Origin of the sequence: Dyadobacter sp. (assembly GCF_039919315.1) — a bacterium.
Lineage (GTDB): Bacteria > Bacteroidota > Bacteroidia > Cytophagales > Spirosomataceae > Dyadobacter.
This window is the reverse complement of the sequence record NZ_JBDSFX010000089.1, coordinates 56,149-80,060: the sequence shown is the minus strand read 5'-3', so window position 1 is coordinate 80,060 and position 23,912 is coordinate 56,149. Positions and strand designations below refer to the sequence as shown.

14 protein-coding genes are annotated in these 23,912 nt (G+C 45.5%); 10 read left to right on the top strand and 4 right to left on the bottom strand.

From position 1 onward, the window contains the following. Positions 1-317 precede the first annotated feature (317 nt). A complete protein-coding gene (locus ABIO93_RS24815) occupies positions 318-2,420 on the bottom strand; it encodes a cytochrome c biogenesis protein CcdA (protein WP_348072694.1) in 2,103 nt (700 codons plus the stop codon). Between the two features lie 202 nt (positions 2,421-2,622). On the opposite strand from ABIO93_RS24815, the gene argB reads away from it, so the two are divergent. The 7 genes from argB (at position 2,623) to ABIO93_RS24780 (ending at position 16,016) form a co-directional block, all read left to right on the top strand. Continuing rightward, positions 2,623-3,408: an acetylglutamate kinase gene (gene argB, locus ABIO93_RS24810; protein ID WP_348072693.1), complete on the top strand. Its 786-nt coding sequence runs from the start codon at positions 2,623-2,625 to the stop codon at positions 3,406-3,408. A 77-nt stretch (positions 3,409-3,485) separates the two neighbouring features. Next, positions 3,486-4,637, top strand: coding sequence for an ATP-binding protein (locus ABIO93_RS24805; RefSeq protein ID WP_348072692.1), 1,152 nt, complete (start codon positions 3,486-3,488; stop codon positions 4,635-4,637). A gap of 77 nt (positions 4,638-4,714) precedes the next feature. Further along, the gene (locus ABIO93_RS24800; RefSeq protein WP_348072691.1) at positions 4,715-6,043 is read left to right on the top strand and encodes a cytochrome c; all 1,329 of its coding nucleotides are present in this window, start codon (positions 4,715-4,717) and stop codon (positions 6,041-6,043) included. Between the two features lie 27 nt (positions 6,044-6,070). Beyond that, on the top strand, positions 6,071-9,418 hold the full coding sequence (locus ABIO93_RS24795; protein WP_348072690.1) for a VCBS repeat-containing protein: 3,348 nt from the start codon (positions 6,071-6,073) through the stop codon (positions 9,416-9,418). Beyond that, complete coding sequence (locus tag ABIO93_RS24790) at positions 9,415-10,728, top strand: vanadium-dependent haloperoxidase (protein ID WP_348072689.1); 1,314 nt, start codon at positions 9,415-9,417, stop codon at positions 10,726-10,728. The genes ABIO93_RS24795 and ABIO93_RS24790 overlap by 4 nt, the downstream gene beginning before the upstream one ends. 217 nt (positions 10,729-10,945) lie before the next feature. Beyond that, positions 10,946-14,284 (top strand): SusC/RagA family TonB-linked outer membrane protein, encoded by a 3,339-nt coding sequence (locus tag ABIO93_RS24785; protein ID WP_348072688.1) that lies wholly within the window; start codon positions 10,946-10,948, stop codon positions 14,282-14,284. 37 nt (positions 14,285-14,321) lie between these two features. Next, entirely contained in the window at positions 14,322-16,016 is a 1,695-nt protein-coding gene (locus tag ABIO93_RS24780) for a SusD/RagB family nutrient-binding outer membrane lipoprotein (protein WP_348072687.1), read from the top strand. Between the two features lie 323 nt (positions 16,017-16,339). Here ABIO93_RS24780 and ABIO93_RS24775 read toward each other — a convergent pair whose 3' ends face one another. From ABIO93_RS24775 to ABIO93_RS24765, 3 genes are all read right to left on the bottom strand, one after another. Beyond that, positions 16,340-16,861 carry a redoxin family protein gene (locus tag ABIO93_RS24775; RefSeq protein ID WP_348072686.1) on the bottom strand — a complete coding sequence of 174 codons (522 nt, stop codon included), beginning with the start codon at positions 16,859-16,861 and terminating at the stop codon, positions 16,340-16,342. 5 nt (positions 16,862-16,866) lie between these two features. Then, positions 16,867-18,204: an argininosuccinate lyase gene (gene argH, locus ABIO93_RS24770; protein ID WP_348072685.1), complete on the bottom strand. Its 1,338-nt coding sequence runs from the start codon at positions 18,202-18,204 to the stop codon at positions 16,867-16,869. Between the two features lie 132 nt (positions 18,205-18,336). After that, on the bottom strand, positions 18,337-18,840 hold the full coding sequence (locus ABIO93_RS24765; protein ID WP_348072684.1) for a C40 family peptidase: 504 nt from the start codon (positions 18,838-18,840) through the stop codon (positions 18,337-18,339). 258 nt (positions 18,841-19,098) lie between these two features. On the opposite strand from ABIO93_RS24765, the gene ABIO93_RS24760 reads away from it, so the two are divergent. The 3 genes from ABIO93_RS24760 to ABIO93_RS24750 all read left to right on the top strand — a co-directional run bounded on the left by ABIO93_RS24760 (position 19,099) and on the right by ABIO93_RS24750 (position 23,894). Then, a complete protein-coding gene (locus ABIO93_RS24760; RefSeq protein ID WP_348072683.1) occupies positions 19,099-20,268 on the top strand; it encodes an AIR synthase-related protein in 1,170 nt (389 codons plus the stop codon). A 165-nt stretch (positions 20,269-20,433) separates the two neighbouring features. Beyond that, the gene (locus ABIO93_RS24755; protein ID WP_348072682.1) at positions 20,434-22,140 is read left to right on the top strand and encodes a PQQ-dependent sugar dehydrogenase; all 1,707 of its coding nucleotides are present in this window, start codon (positions 20,434-20,436) and stop codon (positions 22,138-22,140) included. Between the two features lie 83 nt (positions 22,141-22,223). Beyond that, entirely contained in the window at positions 22,224-23,894 is a 1,671-nt protein-coding gene (locus ABIO93_RS24750) for a T9SS type A sorting domain-containing protein (protein ID WP_348072681.1), read from the top strand. Positions 23,895-23,912: the final 18 nt, after the last annotated feature.

Below are 23,912 nucleotides of genomic sequence, written 5' to 3'. Positions count from 1 at the left end.
ATGATAGGAATACTTCCTCAAACAACCCTCCCTCAACCCAAGACTTCAGTCTTGGGATTACCACGGAGAACCTGAGACTCTGGCTTTAGCCAGATCCGGCTGGATGGTGACGTGTAGGCTGATGCCTATGGTGATGGATACTGGGATCCGGACCAGGGCTGGCAGCTAGGGACAGAGATTGAGGGCCCGGACGAGGACTACGATCTAGGACTACGAGCCTGGGGCTAACCCCAAGACTAAAGTCCTGGGTTAAGCAGGGATATAGTATATCTCAGTCCCTATCAGTGCGCGGGTCAGACAGATGGCTATCATCACCCTCACTTCCCAAACGCCGCCTTCCCGCTATCCAAAAACGCTGCAAAATTCGCTGGATTTAAATCGTAATTTTTAGGGGCTACCAACAGCTTTCCGTCATGGCCAACCAGGCAGTAATGCGGCTGCGCATTGTTGTTATATGCTACGATCTGCAAGTCAGCATTTTGCGCGCCGATGGTTTTTTTGACCTTGTCGTCATATTTGGAAGTATACCATTGCGATTCAGGAAGTTCTGTTTTGTCATCGACATACAATGCTACGATCACATAATCATTCCTTAACCGCTGCTGTACAGCTGGATCCACCCACACACGGGCTTCCATTTCCCGGCAATTCACGCATCCATGACCCGTGAAATCGATGAAAACGGGTTTGTTTACCTTTTTGGCATAGGCTAATGCATCTTTATAATCGAAGAAACCTTCCAATTCGTGAGGTAAATGAAATAGATCGGCATACTTCCGGGTTTCGCCGGGAGCAATGGTTGAGGCAACTCCTGCGCTTCGTTTGCTTAAATCAAAATCCAATGTGGATTGCGGGGGAAGATAACCTGCTAATGCTTTCAAAGGCGCGCCCCACATGCCTGGGATCATATAAACCACAAATGTGAAAGTCACGATGGATAACAGCAATTTTGGAACGCTCACTTTCTCAACCACAGAATCGTGCGGTGTCCTGATTTTACCCAAAAGATAAAACCCTAGTAAGCTGAATATCACGATCCAGAAGGCCAGGTAAACTTCCCGATCGAGCAGTCGCCAGTGATACACCTGATCGGCAATGCTAAAAAATTTCAATGCAAGTGCCAGTTCTAGAAACCCTAAAACAACTTTAACGGTGTTCAGCCAGCCGCCGGATTTGGGCAACGATTTGAGCCATTGTGGAAAAAGGGCAAACAGTGTAAACGGTATCGCAAATGCAGCCGAAAACGAAGCCATTCCTATAATAGGCTTCACAACTTCTCCACCCGCAGAAGCTACCAGTAGGCTACCCACAATGGGGCCCGTGCAGGAAAATGAAACCAGTACCAATGTAAATGCCATGAAGAAAACGCCCGCATACCCGCCCTGATCTGCTTTCTGGTCCATTTTATTAACAAACCCACTAGGCAGGACAATTTCAAAAAGGCCTAAAAAAGATAGCCCGAATACAAAGAAAATAGCGAAGAAAAGCAGATTGGGAATCCAATGCGTACTCAGAAAGTTGGCGAATGCCGGGCCGTTTAATCTGGAAACAACGGTACCTATCAAAGTATAGATCAAAACAATGGAAATACCGTAAATGAATGCTTTCAGCTTCCCTTTTTCCTGGTTTGTGAAGTAGCTTACCGTCATCGGGATGATCGGAAAAACGCAGGGAGTGAGCAATGCGACTAGTCCGGATAAGAATGCTGCCAATGCAAACCCCCAGAGCGATTTGTCAGTCGTAGCATCTTCTTCGCTCAACGGATCGGTGGTATCGGCACTAATTACATCGGTTTTTGAAGCAGAATCGGATACAACATTGGCGGCTTGTGCAGTGGTATCGGTTTCCGGGGCGGTGGAAATTACTGTTTCGGCTGATGTTTTTTCGATGGGCGCTGGTGTTGCGCCTACATTAGGCTGCTCAGCTGATTCAGCTCCGGCGGCTACTACTTTTAGTCCTTTAAATTCAAAATCCTCACTCCCGGGAATGCAAAGTCCTGTGACGTGGCTGCAAGTCTGATATTCGGAAGCTCCTTTGATAACAGGATTGTCCGCCAGTACCTTGATGGTTTGTTTGAAAACAGCTTTCCCTTCAAAATAACGCACATTTCCGCCCCACACCTCTTCAAATTTCGTTTTGGGATTCTGTGGTTTTAGTTTACCAATAACCTCAAATGCATTATTCTTTTCATAAGTAAAAGTCGTCAGCATTGGCCCAAGATCCGGATCGAAATCCGACGAATACATGTACCAGTCCTTGTCTATCACTGCCGTAAATATCAGGTCAACAGTTTCTCCCTTTTTTACCTCCGGCTTTGAGAACGTGTAGGTCCAATGTGCTTTGGCCTTTTGTATCTGGGAAAATGCAGAACAGGCGAAAAAGAGACAAATACCCAGAGAAAGGAAAATACTACGTTTCATGTTGCAGTTGGTGGATTAGCTGAATGCCTGAGCCTTCGGTTTATCGGCAAGATTATCTATTAAATTGATAGAGTTTTATACGGCTTTGCATAGTCAACGTAATTTTGCTAAAAAAATTCATCAATTAAAATTCCCTTTTCTGGCAAAAGTTGTTTCTGCTACCTTTGTCGCCTCAATTTCAGAATAGTAAAATACCGTTTCCATGTCCCAGGCACTTTATGTAGTTAAAATCGGCGGTAATGTCATTGACAATCCCGATGCATGTTCCAAATTTCTGAATGACTTTGCCAAATTGAAAGGGCAGAAGATCCTTGTGCACGGAGGAGGAAAGATAGCCACGCAGATCGCAGCCAAATTGCAGATCGAAACGCAAATGGTGGACGGACGTCGCATTACCGATAAGCCAATGCTGGACGTGGTAACTATGGTTTATGGCGGGTTGGTCAACAAAAACCTTGTCGCACAATTGCAGGCAACCGGAAGCAACGCGATCGGCCTTACCGGCGCTGACGGCGGGATCATACGTTCGGTCAAACGTCCGGTGAAAAATATTGATTATGGATTTGTGGGGGATATTGAAGAAGTAAATGGTCAGCAGATCAATGCATTGCTACAAAGCATTCTGGTTCCGGTCATCGCCCCGCTGACTTACAGCTCAGAAGGATTGTTACTAAACACCAATGCAGATACAATGGCATCAGCCACGGCCGTCGCGATGTCCGCATTTTATGCTGTGAACCTTATTTATTGCTTTGAGAAAAAAGGCGTTCTCTCCGATCCTGACGACGATAATGCAGTGATTTCTTCCCTCACCCCGGATTCTTACGAAGCATACAAAGCGTCTGGTGTCATCAACAAAGGCATGATCCCAAAGCTCGATAATGCATTTGCAGCATTAAATGCTGGCGTAACGCAGGTAACGATTTGCCATGCGGATGATCTGGAATTGGCTGTGGCATCAGCTGCCGGGACGAGGATTAGCATTTAATTGTCTTTGGGAAGACTGATAGTTAATTAGTTAGCAAGATTTTGTAAATTTAGGAATTGAATTCCTAAATTTACAAAATGATAGACAGAGATCTCGTTACCAAGCTGAGCGAAATGCTGGATAAGTATCCGATCATTAGTCTCACAGGGCCAAGGCAATCCGGGAAAACAACGTTAGCACGAATGGTGCGGCCAGATTATCAATACGTTAATCTGGAAAATTTGAGCGCCAGGGCATTTGCCAAAGATGACCCAGTCGGATTTTTGGAAACCTACCAAAACGGCGTTGTCATTGATGAAGCACAATATGTACCTGAACTGTTCTCTTACCTGCAGGTTTTCACAGACGAAAGGAAGAGAAAAGGGGAGTATATTCTGACCGGGTCTCAGAACTTCCTCACGATGGAACAAATCACCCAGTCCCTGGCTGGAAGGGTGGCCATCTTTTATCTTTTACCATTTTCACTCAACGAGCTAAATGGGACAACTTACCAACCTGAAAGCTGGGAAGACTACGTCATTTCCGGATCATATCCGCGCCGACTTGTAGAGGACATTGATTCAAGCACATTTTATGATAATTACCTCCGCACTTATATCGAACGGGATGTGCGGCAAGTAAAGAATATTCTTGACCTCGGACTTTTTCAGCGCTTTATCCAGCTTCTGGCCGGGAGGATCGGGCAATTGTTCAATCAGCAAAGTCTCGGCGTTGAGCTGGGTTTGGATAACAAAACCATTAACGCATGGTTGTCGGTTTTGGAAACTTCATTTATCGCATTCCGATTGCAACCATACTATCAAAATTTCAGCAAGCGAGTTATCAGTACGCCTAAGGTCTACTTTTATGATATTGGACTCGCGGCCCATCTGTTAGGAATAAACAGTGTGCAAGAGCTGAACCTGCATTTTTCCAAAGGTGCTTTGTTTGAGAATTTGATTATCAATGAATTACAAAAAAATGTTTTGAATCAGGGTAAACAGCCACGCTTTTATTTCTGGCGGGATTATAGCCAAAATGAGGTGGATTTGTTGATTCAGGATGGTGTGAATCTAAAAGCTGTTGAGATCAAATCCGGAAAAACCATTCAGAATGATTTTTTCAATGGCCTTCAATATTTCAAAAAAATGGCTGCCAATGCCAATCTGAATCTGGTTTACGGAGGAAAGGAATTTCAGAAACGCAGTGAGGTCACCGTTTATTCAATCGGTGATTTAGACAAACTATAAAAAGAACAGCATTTATTAAATTTTTTTAAAATCAATTTTCTATTACTAAATTGCATGAGTCAAACCCACTCATTACCATGCTGTTTCGTAAAGGCCTTTTTCTGGCGCTGCTGTTGTTTTGCAACTGGTGCACCGGGCAGGTACCGGAATTTTATAAGGATGTGCAGCCTATCATTCACGCTAATTGCGTGCCTTGCCACCGTACCGGAGAAGCAGCGCCATTTCCACTGATCACTTTCGAAGACGTTACGAAGCGTTCCAAGTTCATCAAACAGGTAGTGAGCTCGCGCTATATGCCGCCCTGGAAAGCCGATAATCATTTCAATTCTTTTGCCAATGATCGTTCTCTGAGCGACAAGGATATCAAAACCATTACTGCCTGGATCGATGGCGGTACCCCGAAAGGCAAGCAAAACCTGAAAGCGGAGCAAGAGTTGCAAGCGAGAGTGAATGCGGGTACTTCCTACAAAAGGAAACCTGATCTCAGTCTGAAAATCAAGGAAGCATTTTTGGTCAAAGGTGATGCGGCCGAGCGATTTGTGATGTTCAAAATTCCTTTTGAACTGGCGCAGGAGGCTAATGTTGAGGCTATTGAATTTACTTCAAACAATAAAAAACTCATTCACCACGCCAATTTCGCGATCCACCCGGTCCCCGATCCTGCTGTTGATCTGCATAATTCGGTTGACTTTGTGGATCTGAGTGGTCCGTCGGCTGACAAGTATTACGAGTGGGTCAAGTACAAAAAGGAGATGACTTACTACGGTGGCTGGATTCCCGGTACTACCGTGGAAACTTACCCGGAAGACATGGGTTGGGTGATGCCAAAACGTGGTGTCGTGCTGGTAACGGTACATTTTGGTCCGTCTTCGATTGATGCCGAGAGCATTGATGGCGTTAATATTTTCTTCAAAACAACGCCGATTAAAAGAAAAGTGAAGGTGATCAGTCTGGGTTCCGGCGGTATCGGTGAAAAGGATATCAGCCCGCCCTTTATGATTTTTGCCGATGAAGTGAAAAGCTTCCGGCTGAGAATCGCGAACAACCAGCCTGACGTTTCCTTACTCTATGCCTGGCCACACATGCATTATCTGGGTAAGGAATTCAAGGCTTACGCGGTTGTTTCTCCTGGCGATACCGTCAAACTGGTACATATACCAGACTGGGATTTTCGCTGGCAGGAGATTTATAAATACAAAAAACCATTGCTACTGCCCAAAGGCGCGGTTGTGCACGTAGAAGGAACATATGACAATACTGCGTCCAATCCGGCTAACCCGCATAATCCACCGCAACTGGTGATGTCCACGGGCAATATGCGGAGCGATCAGGAAATGTTGACATTGATTTTAATGTATGTAGAGCGCGAGGCCGGAGATGATAATCTGGTTTTTAAATGGAATTGAAATTTCACCGGATTTTGACCGTACGGCATGGGTAGACTCTACTTTTTATTCTTTCTTCTTCTTGCGTCTCAGGGTTTTTCACAAACCGTTTTTACCAAAATTTCTCCCAAGGATACCAGGGTCGGTTTTGTGAATAAAATTGAGGAGAACGATTCCCTGCACATTTTCCGGTACGAATATCTGTACAACGGAAATGGCATTGGTATCGGTGATTTTAATAATGATGGTACGCCGGATTTGTTTATTTCAGGAAATACGGTTGCCAATAAGTTGTATATCAACAGGTCGGTTAAGACAAAGATCGAGTTTGAGGATATTAGTAAAAAAGCCAAAATCGAAGGAAACGGGACCTGGGCGACGGGCGTCAGCGTGGCTGATGTCAATGGCGACGGCTTGCTCGATATTTACGTTTGTCATTCCGGGTTTTTCAGGAAGCTTTCGGACAAGAATAACGAACTTTTCATCAATCAGGGCATTAAAAACGGGATCCCGGTATTCAAGGAAGTAGCTGTGGAGAGTGGCTTGAATGCAATCGGGTCACAGTCTACCCAGGCTGCTTTTTTTGATTACGACCGCGACGGCGACCTGGATATGTTTTTGTTGAACCACTCCAATCATAGCGTCAATCCATTTCTCAATACGCGCGAAATGCGTGCGACACCAAATCCCTACTTTGGAAACAGACTTTTTGAAAACATCAGTGAGAATGGGAAACTGAAATTCAAAGACGTTACCCAAAAGGCTGGCATCATTAACAATGCATTGAATTTCGGGCTGAGTGTCATCGTGGCGGACATTAATCAGGACGGCTGGCCGGATCTTTACACCACGAGCGACTACACGGAAGTGGATTGCTACTATGTCAATAACCGTAACGGCACATTCACCGAATCCTTAAAAAAGTCATTTACGCATGTTTCCAAGTTTTCAATGGGTGCAGATGTGAGTGACTTTAACAATGATGGAAAGCCCGATGTACTGACGCTTGACATGTTACCCGAGGATAATCACCGTCAGAAATTACTGAAAGGTCCGGACGTTTACGATCAATATCATTTGTTGCTCGACAGCGGCTACTACCACCAGAATATGCGGAATATGCTGCATTTGAACCGGGGTACCGATGCAACAGGCAATGTGAAATTCAGTGAAATCGGGCAGCTGGCTGGCATATCGAATACCGATTGGAGCTGGGCAGGGCTGATGGCGGATCTCGATAATGATGGCTGGAAAGATATGCTGATTACCAATGGTTATCTGCGGGACTTTACCAATATGGATTTTCTCAAATACACGGTTGCCGACGAGCAAATGAAGGAAGTAGGCAAGGGAAATCTGAATTTCAAGACCTATAACCTGGTTCAAAAGATGCCTTCCAACAAGTTGAGGAATTACCTATTCAGAAATCAGGCACTGACCGCCGCGTATGCTTTTGAGGACGTATCTAAAAAATGGGGCTTTACAGATGAGGCTGTTTCCAATGCAGCGGCTTATGCAGATTTTGACGGTGACGGCGACCTGGACCTGGTGATTTCAAACATGAACGAACCGGTTTCCATTTATCAAAATAATACGAACCAAGGCGGCTTAACTGTAAGATTGGCAGGTTCCGGCAAAAATTCACAGGCTCTCGGAAGCAAGGTCTGGGTGTATGCCAATGGTACCACGCAATACACTGAGCTCTATCCGGTAAGAGGCTACCAGTCAACGGTGACTACGGATCTTCATTTTGGTTTGGGAAAAAATGGCAATGTCGACTCCGTTAAGGTACTTTGGCCGTCGGGAAAAGTTACATTGCTGGCAAAGCCAGGGCAATCTTTGCTGACATTAAAAGAAGCCGATTCGAATGTTGTCACGTTGAAAAATGACATTCAGATTGCCAAAAACTGGGTTCGCAAAATCTCTGCCGACAGCATAGGGATTGATTTTGTGCACCAGGAAAATGATTTTGTGGATTTCAAAGTGGAAGTGCTGCTACCTTACCAATTGTCCAAACTCGGGCCGGCTATGGCGAAAGGCGATGTGAATGGGGATGGTCTGGAAGATCTATTTTTGGGCGGCGCCTCACATCAATTCGGGGTACTTTATTTGCAAAAAAAGGATGGGACATTCACAGGTGCGGCTGCACAGCCCTGGCGGCAGAATGCGGTCTGTGAAGAAGTGAGTGCACTGTTTTTTGATGCGGACAAAGACGGCGACCTGGATTTGTACGTGGTAAGCGGCGGAAATGAATTTGAAGAACAAGCACCCGAGTACCGCGACCATTTGTATATCAATGATGGAAAAGGGGCCCTGCATGAAGAGGTACTTGCGCTGCCATCAATGAAAAACCCGAAGCAATGTGCGGCTACTGCCGATATTGATGGTGACGGTGATCTGGATCTTTTTATTGGGGGTAGAGCGATTCCAGGCTCGTTTCCCATGGCGGCGAGAAGCTATATTTTAAGAAATGACAGTAATGGCAGCAACATTAAATTCACCGACATTACCCAGGAATGGAGCAAGGATTTGCTAAATCCCGGCATGATCACAGCAGCTGTTTTTACGGATTTGGACCAGGACAAAAAACCTGACCTGATACTGGTAGGCGACTGGATGCCCATTAAAGTTTTCAAAAATACGGGCAGTGCTTTTGAAGAGAAGCAAGACCCTGAGCTAAAAAACTCCGACGGGATGTGGGCAGCTTTGATGCCCATTGACCTGGACAATGACGGCGATCTGGATTTTGTGGTAGGAAATGCGGGATTGAATAATCAGTATAAAGCGTCTGTGGAAAAACCGGTCGCGATCTACTTTGATGATTTTGACAAGAATGGCGTGGTCGACCCGGTCTGTACTTACTATATAGGAGAAAAAAGCTACCCGATGTTCTCGCGGGACGAAATGCTGGATCAGATGACATTCCTGAAAAGGAAATATACCAGCTACGAATCCTATGCCGACGCTACTGTGGAGGATGTATTCGGAAAAGAGACCATTGCGAAAAGCAATAAGGTTTATTGCCGGCAGCTTTCCAGCATAGTTTTGGAGAACAAAGGGAATTTTCAGTTTCAGGTACACGAGCTGCCGCAAGAAGCGCAAGTGTCGCGAGTGAGTGGGATTGCCTTCTACGATTTTGATCAGGATAAAAAACCTGAACTGATACTGGCCGGAAATTTCTCTCCTTACCGTGTCCAGCTTGGCCCGTGCGACGCGTCGGTGGGAGCGATATTAAAACAAATTACGCCATTCCAGTTTGAAATGATACCTGCCAACCAGACCGGCTTTTGGGCAACCGGCGACATCCGGGGCATGGAGATAATAGATAATAAGCGTATAGTATACTCCGTTAATAGTGAACAGCCAGTATTTTTTCAAATCGTTGAATCAAGATGAAACAACTGGCACTCCGTATCAGAACTGTATCGGTCATGCTGCTCGCAGTAGGCAGCTTGACTGTTTTCGCGGCTGGGCCTTCCACTCAGATATTGCATAGAGCCGAGAAAAACCTCACACGGGCGATTGTGCACGACATATTTTCTCCCCCGGTGGCCAGCCGGATTTATTTGTATGCCAATGCGGCTGCTTATGAGGTACTTGCATTGAATAACAAGCAGTATAACAGCCTGCAAGGCCAGACAAAGGACTTCCCGAACGTTTCAGCGATTCCAAACGCAGGTAAGGTAAACTATGAACTGGCGGCAGTATATGCCTTTTTCAAAACCGGCGGCAAACTCATTTTTTCAGAACATCTGTTGAAGGATAGCATGGACGTGATCCTCGCCGATTTTCGGGAAAAAGACATCGCTGTTTACGATAATTCATTGAAACTCGGGCAGATGGTCAGCGACAGCATCATAGCCTGGTCCACAACAGATAACTATGCATTGACCAGAAAGAAGCGCCGGTACACATATAGCAAACAAAAAGGAAAATGGACGCCTACGCCACCTGGTTACATTGATGCTGTGGAACCGTATTGGAGTCAGATTAGGCCGGTATCACTGGATTCGGCAGGTCAGTTCAAGCCGGTACCGCCGCCTGCTTACAGTACCGACACGAGTAGCCGGTTTATGAAAGAGGTATTGGAAGTGTACCGATCCACCCAAAAGCTGAGTAAGGAAGAAATTGCGATCGCAAGTTTCTGGGACTGTAACCCCTTTTACCTCAACACACAAGGGCACCTCAATTTCGCCACAAAAAAACTTTCACCGGGCGGCCACTGGATTTCCATCGTTGGTCAGGCAACAGAAATTGCAGGAAAGAGCTGGATTGAGACATCCGCCACCTATTTACTGACATCAATCGCATTATTCGACGGCTTCATCAGCTGCTGGGACGAGAAGTACCGGAGCCAGCTGATCAGGCCGGAGACGATAATTAATGCATATATGGATGAAAAGTGGCGTCCCTTTCTGCAAACGCCACCTTTCCCGGAGTACACCAGCGGGCACAGCGTAATCTCCACGGCAGCTGCGGAGGTACTTACGGCGGTTTTGGGCGACAACTTCGGATACGACGATTACACCGAAACCGACTACGGTCTTCCCATGCGTCACTTTTCTTCTTTCAAAAACGCATGTAACGAAGCCGCTATCAGCAGGTTATATGGTGGGATACATTACCGATCGGCTATTGAAAACGGCCAGTTACAAGGTACGGGCATTGGCAGGCAGGTACTTCATAAAATAAAGCTCAAACGATAAAATAACCAAATAGTCTACTCCAATTGTATGCTAATTATTAATATTTTTTAATAAATGTTATATTTTTGTTAATAAAAATATTTATTTTTGAGCTTCAATGATTATGATGTGAAAAAGTTGGAAATCAACAGACGTTGTGAGTTCCGATCTCTGAATCAGAGTACGTTGTGCGAGTAAAACTTAAAACCAACCCAAAATTCATTTTATCAAGTTTACCATGAGACAAAAGTTTACAGCTTTAACCCGTCTGGTAACATTGCTCCTTCTTCTTACAGGAAGTACATGGAGTATGGCCCAGGACAGAAAGACCGTTAACGGAACGGTGCTTGACAAGGACCAAAATCCTTTACCCGGCGTTTCCTACCTTATTAAAGGAAGTAACACTGGTGGTGCGTCTGACGCAAATGGAAAGTTTAGTGTGAGTGTTCCTTCCAACACATCGGTTTTGGTTTTCTCTTCTATTGGATTCATAACCAAAGAAGTGGAAGTAGGTAACGCAAGCCAGTTGACAGTCAATCTGGTAGAAGACAACAAGACGCTGAATGAAGTGGTTATTACGGGTTTTGGTATGTCAACCGAAGCCAGAAAACTTGCTTATTCAGTTCAGTCTGTTCAGGGAAATGACATTACCAGAACTGCAAACGCTAACATGGTAAACGCACTTCAGGGCAAAGTGGCAGGGGTAATGATCAACCAGGGAACTGGTGGACCCATGTCATCTTCCCGTATCCGTATTCGTGGTAACGCCTCTCTAAGCCCCAACACGCAGCCACTTTTCGTAGTGGATGGTGTGTTGATCCGCCCTGGAACAACCGGTGCTGACTCATGGGGAGCTGCGCAGGATTTTGGTAACATCATGAAAAACATCAACCCGGACAACATCGAGTCTATGACCGTGTTGAAAGGCTCTGCCGCAAGTTCTTTGTATGGATCTGAGGCTTTGAATGGCGTGGTTGTGGTTCAAACTAAAAAAGGACGCCAGGATAAAGGTTTGGGTGTGACTTACAATCAAACTTCCACATTTGAAACGGCTTATAAATTTCTTGACCTTCAGAACGAATACGGTGCAGGTTTAAGCCCGACCTTCACGAAAGGTGCGGACGGAGTTGACGAAGTAGATCGTCCAAACTTCCCATTTTCTTACGGTCCTAAATTTGAAGGCCAGACAGTACGTGACCTGGACGGAAGAATGGTTGAATGGAAAGCCAACGATCCATTGAAATTTTTCCAGACTGGTAAGTACATCAACCACAACGTTGCCATAGAAGGTGGAAACGATCGCAGTTCATTCCGCGCGTCTTTCTCTACATTGAAAAATACTTCTATTATGCCTGCGGGTACTGAATTGAAGAGAAACAACTTCAACATTCGTGGAACGCAGAAAATCGGAAAGATTCTGAATCTTGACGTAAGTGCAGATTATACTGACAATGATATGGTGAACCCGATCCGTCAGGGTGGTAATTACAATCCGGTTTTCCGTTTTGCATACAACCGTCCCCGCAGCATGGATATCGAATATTGGTCGAAAAATTATATAGATCCAGTTGCAGGCGGTCGCCGCAGAGGAACTGCTGACCCATACAACATTACCGAGTTTATGTTTCAGACATTTGAATACAAACAATTCCGTAATGAAAAAGTGTTCAGGGGAAATATCGATTTGACTGGAAAGATCACAGATTGGTTGAGCTTTTTGGTACGTGGAAACGTTCAGAACGAGTTGTATACCGGAAATAATAAAAACAGAGGAGACAATGTTAACTTCTCCGGCGGTGAATATCGCGAGTATTCTGAGAATAAAAGCCAGACTCGTTTTCAAGGTTTGATTACCGCTACCAAGCAAATTGGAGCAGATTTCAATTTCAGTTTGTCAGCTGGTGGAGAAACCAACAGATTGATCGGTGGACGTAAATTTGATATGAGAACGGATGGCGGACTTCGTGTTGCTGACGTGTATTCTCTGTCAAACAGCATTAATGTTTTGAGGACAGAAAGCATTGCGCTTACTCCGTCAAAGAGAATTGACGCACTTTATGCCTATGGAGATTTGACTTACAAGGACGCGTTAACATTGAGCGCCAGCTTTCGTACTGACTGGTCGTCGACATTAACTTATGCAAACGGAAGTGGTGACTACATTTATTCTTATCCTTCTGTTGGTCTTTCATGGATCGCAACTGAGTCATTGAAAAACCTTCCGTCATGGCTTTCTTTCGGAAAAGTTAGGGCCAGCCTTGGATACACAGGTGGTGATACAGAAGCATGGTCTACAAACCAGACTGGTATTTACGAACCAAAAGGAACCTATACTCAGGCAGACGGAAGTGTTGTAAACTGGTCAGGTTTCCGTGATAATATCCTTCCTAACTATGGCTTGAAAAACCGTTTGGCAAGAGAAGTTGAATTTGGAGCGGATATCCGTTTCTTCAACAACCGTTTGGGAATTGATGCGACAGTTTACAACAAGATCACAAAAAACGAGATTCTTAACCTTAGTACAACATCTGAGTCTGGCGTAAGCAGCAGAGTTGTGAATGCGGGTAGAATCCAGAACAAAGGAGTTGAGATCTTGCTGACTGCAACACCAATCAAAAAGGGGGATTTCGAATGGAATACGAGCATTAACTTCTCCCGTAACCGTAACAAAGTATTGGAACTGGTTGAAGGAACCAACACTTACGAATTGAACCTGGGTTTTGGAGCTGATATTAAGTCAGTAGCAAGAGTAGGAAAAGATTACGGAACGATCATCACAGGCTACGGTTTTGCAACTTACGAGTCGGCTGATGCTAACAATCCTGCAAACGGACAAAAAGTAATCGGAACAATTTCGGGAGAAGGCGGTATCGGTTATGTGCGCAATGGCTCATATGGATCGAAAGCTGACAAAGAGCTTGGAACGGTTATGGAGAAATTCCTTGCCAGCAACGTGAACAGCATTCGTTACAAAAACTTCACTGCGACAGTTCAGGCTGATGCTAAAATCGGAGGTTTGATGTCATCTGCAACTCACCAATATGGTTCATCAACAGGTGCATTTGCATTTACACTTCCAGGAAGAAACACAGAACTGGGCGGTGTGACTTATACAGATGCTGATGGCAATACAAAAACTGACGGTATCGTTCCTCAGGGAGTTCTTGCTGACGGATTCCAAGTTGTGGTTGACGGAGCACCAAAAGACTTGGGTGGAATGGCTTATGCAGATGCAGTAGCGGCTGGTTATGTAAAACCAATTCCTGCTTATGCTTACTACCTGAACCTTACACAATGGTCATCTGGTATCCGTGAATATTCAACTTTCGAGAACTCATGGGTTTCACTTCGCGAAGTTTCAATTGGATACAACGTTCCTGCTTCATTGTTGAACAAGGCGAAAATTCAGTCATTGCGTGTAAGCCTTGTAGGACGTAACCTTGGCTACCTGTACAAAACTGCTAAGGATGGTATCAACCCGGAAGGTTTGTACAGCAACAAAGCGGGTGAATTTATGGAATATGGTGGTCTGCCTTTCTCACGTAACCTTGGATTTTCAGTGAGCGTAGGATTGTGATCCTGAATTGTTACAGCCCATTCAAAATAAAATTGATATGAAATTTATAAAAAGCAAAATATACCTACTTGCTGCCGTCGGATTTCTGTTTTCCTGCGAAAAGGAAGCATTTGTAGACGTCAACAAAAATCCCGATGCATTATCGGCAGTTCCGCCGCAAAACCAGTTTTTGCAGGCAACGCAGCAAATCCACGGCCAGGACTTTGAAGCGTTCTACGACCTTTACCGCCGTATCATGCCATGGATGCAATACAATACGTTGCAGAATGGTAATCAGGGATCGTTCACATTGAACTTTGATAACTTCTCAAATCGTTACGGACGCCTGTATAACGGTATAGGTGATAGGTTATATGACCTTGAACAATTGGTATCAAAGCTTGATGCTGCCGAACAGCCACGCTACGATCAGATGATCCAGATAGCCCGTATTTTGAAAGCATATTATGCTTTCTACGTTTCTGATATCTATGGAAGCATCCCATACACTGAGGCCTTCCAGGGGCGCTATGGTGGAACGCTTCAACCGAAGTATGATACCCAACAAGAGCTTTTTGCCAAATTGGATGGTGAAATTAAAGCAGCAGTGGCTGCATTGAAAGTAGCTCCGTCTGCTCCTCAGTATTCACTTGGTGCTTACGATCAGTATTACAAAGGTGATGCGCAAAAGTGGATCAAAGCAGCCAATGCGCTACGTTTGAGAATGGCATTGCGCGTTCAGAAAGCAGATGCGGCAGCGGGAACTGCAATCATCACTGAGGTATTGGCTATGCCAGCGACAGATTTGATGAGTAGCAACGCAGATGCATGGATATTTATCGGCAATGCTACTTTCACTGGTGATGCTGGTGGTGGTAACTGGAATACGGACGAATTGAGAGCGCCTAAGCCTATGGTTGACTTTATGTTCACAAAAGGTGACCCGCGTTTGGATGCTTTCTTCACGCCTAACCAGTACACTCAGGCGAATATCAATCTCTTGATTGCTGAGAAACAACTTCCAGCAGGAACGAAAGAAGGAAGACGTTATGTCGGAAGCTTCACGAGTCCTGACGATTCCAGACAGACCGCTAATATCCAACGTTATTACACTCCCAAGGCCATTAAGTCAAATAGCCAGACTGTTGATACGTTGTCATTCATTCAGCCTCGTTTGTTTAATACAGGAAAAGCGGATGCAGCTGGAAATGCTGGAACAGGACAGTCGTATCTGCCTGTGATCACCTATGCTGAGTATTGCTTTATGCGTGCCGAGATTGCGTTGAAATCAACTGGTGCAGCATCAGCTAAGACCTGGTATGAGGATGGCGTGAAGAGTTCGTTGGATCTATACAATGAGATCGGTTTGAAATCTCAGTTGACTAACTATGTAGCAACAACTCCTGCGGAAATTACAGCATACATGGCCCAGCCAGGAATTGCATTCGACGCTACCAAAGCATTGGATCAAATTGCAAGCCAAAGCTATCTGAACTTTATGAAGCAGCCACAGGAAGGCTGGGCACTTTACAAACGCACAGGATTCCCTAACGAAACTTCTGTTGTACCGTTGCCAAAAGTAACCTATCTGAACGTTGCCCTGGTAGTTCCACGTCGTGCGCCAATCTCTTTGCCAACACAAACAGATCCTAATTTTGCCAACAAAAAGGCAGCTTACGATGCAATGGCAGCATTACCTGGATTCGGTGACCTAACCAGCGCAGCAGGCCGCGTATGGTGGGATAAGCCTTGATTTTATATTTTAGATTTAGTTAAAGTGAAAAAGGTAAGCCGCTTGGCTTACCTTTTTTTGTGATACAATGGCGGCTACCTCATCATGTCGGTGCATGTTTTGTTTCATCCCTGACGGGATTTTACATCCAACCATATATCCGTATTGCTACCGAGGTTTCGTCGCTACGCGACTTTTTGCACCGTGATTGCCAGCAGCAAAGCTCTGTGTGATGGCCAAATTTTATAGTTGTACGCACATCAGTGCCGTAGGCACGCAACCTCGGTAGGGAAATGTTGATGTAGGAATTCAAAATGCCGTCAGGCATGTAACGATTAACCCAATCACATATTAATCAAGCACCCATAAGCCTCCGTCCGGCTTTTCAGTACAGGATTACCATCCAATGTCGCGTCGATCGCATTGCGCAGGTAAAACTCAGTCGCTTTTGCGCGGCTTTTGCCGAGGCCGTAGTACCAGTCGTCAATCGCGCCTTTGTAAACGATCATACCAGCAGAATTAACGAGAACTACCTCTGGCATCACAGTCGCCTGGTATCGTTTTGCTCTTTGCAGATTAGCATCGGAATGACCGGGAATAGTGGTATTGTACTTTTTCAAAAATGCCCTGATCGCCTGATCAGTAATGGTTGACATTGGAAAAACCGCTTCGAAGGTGACGCCTTTAGCCGCATAGTCGGCATAAATGCTTTTAATCTCCTTCATATAAGCATTGGAGATCGGGCATTCCGGGTCCAGGAAAAAGATCACTTTTAATTTCTCTGATTTTGCCTGGGTTGCAAATGTATTTCCCGAAAGAATCATTAACCCCAGCAAAACCACCCAGATCAACCGAAATCCGCTCATTTCATCTATTTGTTTAGCAGGCTTTCCAATGCCGCAGTAACCTTATCATACCCAAAAGCAGCCAGTTCCTGCTGCATTCTTTCCCGGATTTCGGCGGTTTGTAAATTACCAATGCTCCCTTCATGCGTATGCTTCAATTCACGTGGCGCCGCGTAGCTTCCGTCACCAATTTCCGCTCCAACTTGCCGGTAAGCATCTCGGAACGGTACACCGTTGATCACCAGCTCATTCACACGTTCTACACTGAAAAGCAGATCGTATTTGGCATCGTCCAGCAGGTTTTGTTTCACTTTCATATTTTCCAGCATGAATGCGGCGATGTCCAGGCAGTCGAGTATTTCATCGAATGCAGGCATCAGGATTTCTTTCAGCAGCTGCATATCGCGATGGTATCCCGACGGCAGGTTGCTTAGTACCATCGTTACCTCCATCGGCAATGCTTTCATGCGATTGGTTTTCGCACGCAGCAATTCCGCCACATCCGGGTTTTTCTTGTGCGGCATAATGCTGCTGCCGGTCGTCAGGTCGTCGGGCAGTACGATGAAGCTGAAATTTTGGCTGTTATATAAGCAAACGTCCATGGCCAGGCGCGAAACCGTTGCTGCCAGCGATGAGATCGCGGTAAGCGCGGCCTGTTCCGTACGTCCGCGGCTCATTTGGGCATAAACTACATTATGATGCATTCCTTCAAAACCCAGTAAATCTGTCGTTAATTGGCGGTTCAAAGGGAATGAGGAGCCATAGCCTGCGCCGGAGCCCAGCGGATTACGGTTAGCAAGGCGATATGCTGCATTGAGTTGGATAATGTCGTCGATCAGCGCTTCCGCATAGGCGCCAAACCAGAGGCCAAAAGACGATGGCATAGCGATCTGCAAATGCGTGTATCCCGGCAAAAGATCGTTTTGATGTTCCTCCGAGCGGCGGGCCAGCACATCGAAAAGTTTTTCGGTGGCTTGTACTACTTCAAACAGCCGGGCGCGGGTGTAAAGCTTCATGTCCACCAGCACCTGGTCGTTGCGGGAGCGGCCGCTATGGATTTTCTTACCAGTATCACCTAGTTTACGCGTCAAAAGCAATTCCACCTGTGAATGCACGTCTTCAACACCATCCTCAATCACAAATTCACCTTTGGCTATTTGAGAATGGATCGCTTTCAGCTCGGTTTTTAATGCTTCAAGATCCTCGGAAGTGAGCAGACCAATGGTTTCCAGCATGGTAGCATGCGCGAGATTTCCCAGCACATCGTATTCAGCCAGGTGCAGGTCCATTTCGCGGTCGCGTCCTACCGTGAATTTTTCTATTTTTTCAGAAGTAACCGTATTTTCTTTTTGCCAGAGTTTCAAAATGCGATGCAGTTTGTAAAGTAATGATCAGATCGATCCGGCAAATTTACGAGCAATAAAATGAAACCGTTACCAAATGGTTTCGGAAATTGAATTTTTTGGTGTGATCAGAAAGAAGCAGTCCAAATGGTTTCAGTCAATCATTCGCTTGATCGCAACAAACCTCTTGTGATAATAAGAAGCATTGAGCATATCGTAGCGGATGCCGCCTTTCCAGGCCGAATGAATGAACCGCACATAACCGGGAGCCACTTCAGTAATAATCCCAACATGGCCAATGCGGCTGCTTTTTGTACTATTTCCTTTGAAGAAGATCAGGTCCCCCGGTTTGGCATGGTCCAGTTCGACCGTTTCGCCATGTTGTGCCTGCGCTGCGCTCGAATGCGGCAATGCAATGTCCCATTTATCGAAGCAATACCTGACAAATCCGGAACAATCAAAACCTCTTTTCGAAGATCCACCCGAGCGATAAGGGATATGTAAATGTTTGGTAGCGAAAGAAACCAGCGATTGCATGGTAGTAACCGTGTCTGCTGCTGCCTGCGAAGACTTTACGGTCTGTGCCTGGGATACACGAAAAGAAGTTCCAATGAGCAGAAGGGCAAATAATGTAACAGAACGAAACAAAAAAGGCATGCAGGTCAGGTTTGGGTAAGGCATCAAAACTCTTAAACAAGAGATTCTATGGTTTTTTTTATGATAACCGTAGAATTATAAAGCTAAGAAGAAATTTGTATTTATCTAATTCTAACATTGAGTTATTTTTTGCAATATTTCATAACTTCTTGATTTACCCGTTTCAGCACTAGTTTCATTAAAGTAAAGGTTTAAGCCCCCTTTTTGCCTACTTTTGTGGCTCAGATAGGATAGCTATATTTACTAAAAAAAGCTCAGATGAATACTACCGACCGTTATCTCCAGCGCGGCGTATCGGCATCCAAGGAAGATGTACATAAGGCAATTGAAAAGATCGATAAGGGGCTTTATCCCAAAGCTTTTTGCAAAATTGTCCCCGATACATTAGCTGGCGACCCCGATTATTGCACCATTATGCATGCTGACGGGGCCGGTACCAAAACTTCCCTGGCTTATTTATATTGGAAAGAAACCGGTGATATATCTGTTTGGAAAGGCATTGCACAAGATGCGATCGTGATGAATACCGACGATCTTTTGTGTGTGGGTGCCACCGGACCTATGCTTTATTCATCGACCATTGACCGAAACAAAAACCGCATTCCCGGCGAAGTCATTGCAGAGGTGATCAACGGTGCGGAAGAAGTACTCGACATGCTGCGCAGCTACGGCGTTGAGATTTATAGTACCGGCGGCGAAACGGCGGATGTAGGCGATCTGGTGAGGACTGTGACGGTCAACAGCACGGTCATTGCCCGTATGAAAAGGTCGGAAGTAGTGGATAATGCGAATATCAAGGCAGGCGATGTGATCGTGGGGCTCGCTTCTTATGGGCAGGCCAACTATGAAGACAGCTATAACGGCGGCATGGGAAGCAATGGCCTTACCTCTGCCAGACATGATATTTTGGGTAAATATCTTTCCAAATATTCGGAGAGTTTTGACCCGGAAGTGAGCGAAGATCTCATTTACAGCGGCAGTAAAAAACTGACCGATCCCGTGGCAGGTACACCCCTTAATGTAGGCCAGCTGATCCTATCTCCCACGCGTACCTATGCTCCTGTTGCGAAGGCACTCCTCGACGAAATGAGACCGGAGATTCATGGCATGGTACATTGCAGTGGCGGGGCACAGACAAAAATTCTACATTTTGTTGATAACCTTCACATTATCAAAGACAACCTGTTACCTGTCCCTCCTCTTTTTGCAATGATCCAAGAAGAAAGTGGTACGAGCTGGCAAGAAATGTACAAGGTATTTAACATGGGCCACCGGCTCGAAATATACCTCGCTCCCGAACATGCGGAACGGGTCATTGAAATTTCCAAATCATTTGGAATCGATGCCCAGATCATTGGAAGGGTGGAAGCGTCTCCAACAAAGAAACTGACGATCAGCAGCGAGTTCGGAGAATACTTTTACGAATAAGAAAATATACCGTTTTGAAAGCCTTTTGGTCACCACACCGGAAGGCTTTTTGCTTTCTAAGTGTCCGATGAACATGACTCAGGCACAGCTATTGTAGTAAAAATTCTCAATTTAATATAGAATAAATATTATGTAATTTTCATCTACAATCTAAATGTGTGTGTTATGAAAAAACTTGACCACCGCTTTGTATTAACTTTTCTCCCGTTAATATGTTTCCTGATCATTTCTGATCCAGCCATTTCACAAGAACCCAATGTTACGATCAAAGAAACGCCGGTCATCACCGGATTGACGGCGCCGATGCAACTCGTGCACGCAGGCGACGGTTCCAACCGGATTTTCATTGCTGAACGTGCCGGGATTATCAAATTTTTTGCGCCTGGCGCATTGGGTACACCCGTCACTTTTTTGAATATGAACAGTATTGCGCCCACCGTGGGTACCGCTGGTGAAGGTGGGTTGCTAAGCATTGCTTTTCACCCGGATTTTGAAACAAACGGCTATTTCTATACCTATTACACGGATGTCCCTGGGGATTTGGTCGTAGCGAGATATACTGCTACCGGTAATTCCGCGAATGCCAGTTCACGACTCGAAATCCTTAAAATCCCACATCCTACCAACAGCAACCATAATGGCGGCGTACTTAGGTTTGGCTACGATGACGGGTTTCTCTATTTATCAACGGGTGATGGCGGAGGAGGAAACGATGTACCCGGAAATGCACAGAACACCAGTAGTTTGCTGGGGAAAATGCTGAGAATCAATGTGAACGCTACCAGCCCAGGGAAAAATTATGCGATACCTGCTACCAATCCTTACACCAATGAAGTGTATGCCATTGGCTTGCGTAATCCGTTTCGGTGGAGTTTCGACCGCCTTAGTCATGATATGTGGATAGGCGATGTGGGTCAGGGTGCACGAGAGGAGATCAATCACATTACCACTGCGGCCGCCCTGGGGGCTAATTTTGGCTGGCGGTGTTATGAAGGTGATATCGCCACGCCGGGTATCGCGGACCGGACTGGTTGCGATGCGCCGGGTGTCACTTACACTCCCCCCGTTTACACTTATGTGACCGGATCTGTTAGAGGAAGATCGGTGGTGGGAGGCGTGGTTTACCGCGGTACGGGCTGGCCACTGATGTATGGCTACTATATAGGAACGGACGTTTATTCGGGAGATATCCACAAGATTTTGGCAGATAACTCTTTCAAAACTTTCCAGACCTCGGCACTCGTCAATATCCTCAATATTGGAGAGGACGAAGCGGGCGAGATCTATGCGGTGGCGGGAAGCTCCGTTTACAGCATTGTGGCTGAGGATGCATTGCCTGTTACACTCATCAATTTTTCGGGAAAACTTGGCAATGAAGGTGTTAACCTGACCTGGGAAACTTCTTCTGAGGAAAATTTCAAAGCATTTGATGTGGAATTTAGCCTGAACGCCAACAGTTTTGAAAAAGTAGGAACGATTACCGGCGAGAATGCCGCCACCGGTTTCAAATACAGCTTTTCACATTTGGTGGCTGATAAAGGTAATCTATACTACCGCCTGAAGATGATCGATACCGACGACAGCTTTGAATATTCGAGGATCATTACTGTGAAAACAGGCGAGGAGGACATCAGCGGAAACTTCGTAAGACCGTCTTTGATCAACAATAGTACATTGACGGTGATGATTGATCAACCTTTTGAATCCGTAGAACTGATCAGTACGAGCGGGGTTGTTTTCCTGAAAGAAGAAATTTCGGGCAGGAGCGGGCCGCTCAGCCTTCCCATTCAGTCGGCCGCGTCGGGGATTTACATTGTCCGCATGCGCAACCATGAAAAGGTGGTACAACAGAAAGTATTGGTCTTAAATTAGTTAGAAGTAAGTATTTCAGAAAAAGAGCCGTATAGAGAGATTTGCAGACGTAGTTCTTGCATTTCACTCTACACGGTTTTTTTATGAAAACAACTTCTATTTTCTACCGGCTTGTTCAGTTTACTCTTATTAGCTTTCTAAGTCTTCAGGTCGCTTCTGCGCAATGGTCTACTGTCGGTACTGCCGGTTTTTCTGCCGGCATTGCGTTTCAGAATACCATTTCTTTTGATAAAAACGGGGATTTGTACGTAGCCTTTTCCGACGCGGGTGTGGGCCAGCGGGTCACAGTCAAGAAACTGGTTTCGGGCGTATGGACGACCCTGGGTGCTGCCGGATTTGCCGGTGGGCAGGGTAACCAGTCGTGTTCGATGGCTTTGAGTTCGACCAATGTTCCGTATGTCGCCGTGATTAGTTCGGTTGATTTACAGGCTTCGGTTTGGAAACTGACGGCGGGTACCTGGGAAAAGGTGGGTGCAGATGTGTCGGAAGAAATGGCCGGAGGAGTGGAGATAGCCCTAAACAGCGCCGACGTTCCTTACGTATTGTATCGTGATCAGAAAAGTATCAATGCGATATCCGGTCGCGCTACTGTCAAGAAATTCAATGGCCTGAGCTGGGAATTGGTTGGCACGGAAGGGTTTTCCGACAATTTTATCCAATCTCTCGATATTGCCATTGATAAAAATGATGTTCCTTACGTTGCCTACGAAGATGGCGGGCATGGGTTACAGGCAACAGTTCAAAAATTCAATGGTGCTTCCTGGGAGCTAGTAGGTCCGGTTGGTTTCACAGGTTCCTGGGCCAAATTCATCTCGCTAGCCATTGACCAGGACAATGTTCCCTATCTGGGGTTTCAAGATTTCGGTGCGTTTTCGAGGGCCAGTTGCATGAAATTTAATGGGACTGCGTGGATATATGTAGGTACATCCACGGGTATCTCCCCGTCGCAGGCAACCTATATTTCATTGACCATCGATAAAAATAAAATCCCGCTCATTGCCTACAAGTCTGAATCCTCCCCTTTTTCCGCGACCGTTAAAAAATTCAATGGCACTTCCTGGGTCGCGATCAGTACTGAAAATTTTACAGGAAACACAGCCGGCTTCCTAAGTTTGACAACTGACAAATTCGCCAACCCGTTTGTAGCCTTTCAGGACGCCAACAATGGTTTCAGGGAAACGGTAGCAACATTCCAGATCTTCGATCCGCTGCCGGTCAACCTCATTGCATTTGAAGGAAAATATTCAAAAACCGAACAAGCGATAATGCTTGAGTGGTCCACAGCAGAGGAAACGAGCAATGATCGTTTTGAAATAGAAGCTGGAAACACGCCGGGCACATTAAAGAAAACGGCCGAAGTGATAGGTAAGGGAAATAACCGGGGTATTGCCTACTACTCTTTTACAGACAATATTTCGAAGGGTAGCATTACCTACTATCGCCTCAAACAAGTGGATTGGGACGGCACATTCTCTTACTCGCGGATCATTAGTGTGAGTCGGCCGGGAAGTGGGGGCGTTTACATTACAGAAAATCCTGTCCGTGATAATCTCCTGCGTATACATACAGGCGGAAAATCAGCAGAGGAAGTCGACGTGAGTCTTTTTAGTATGAATGGAAAAAAGATGAGTCAATGGACATTCAACAAAGAAGAAGAGCTCAGAATGAATGTAAATGGTCTTTTACCAGGAATGTATTTACTCAAATATGCAGACAAATCGGGGGTACAAAGCCGTAAGTTTATGAAGGAATGAAACAATTTGCGGCGACTA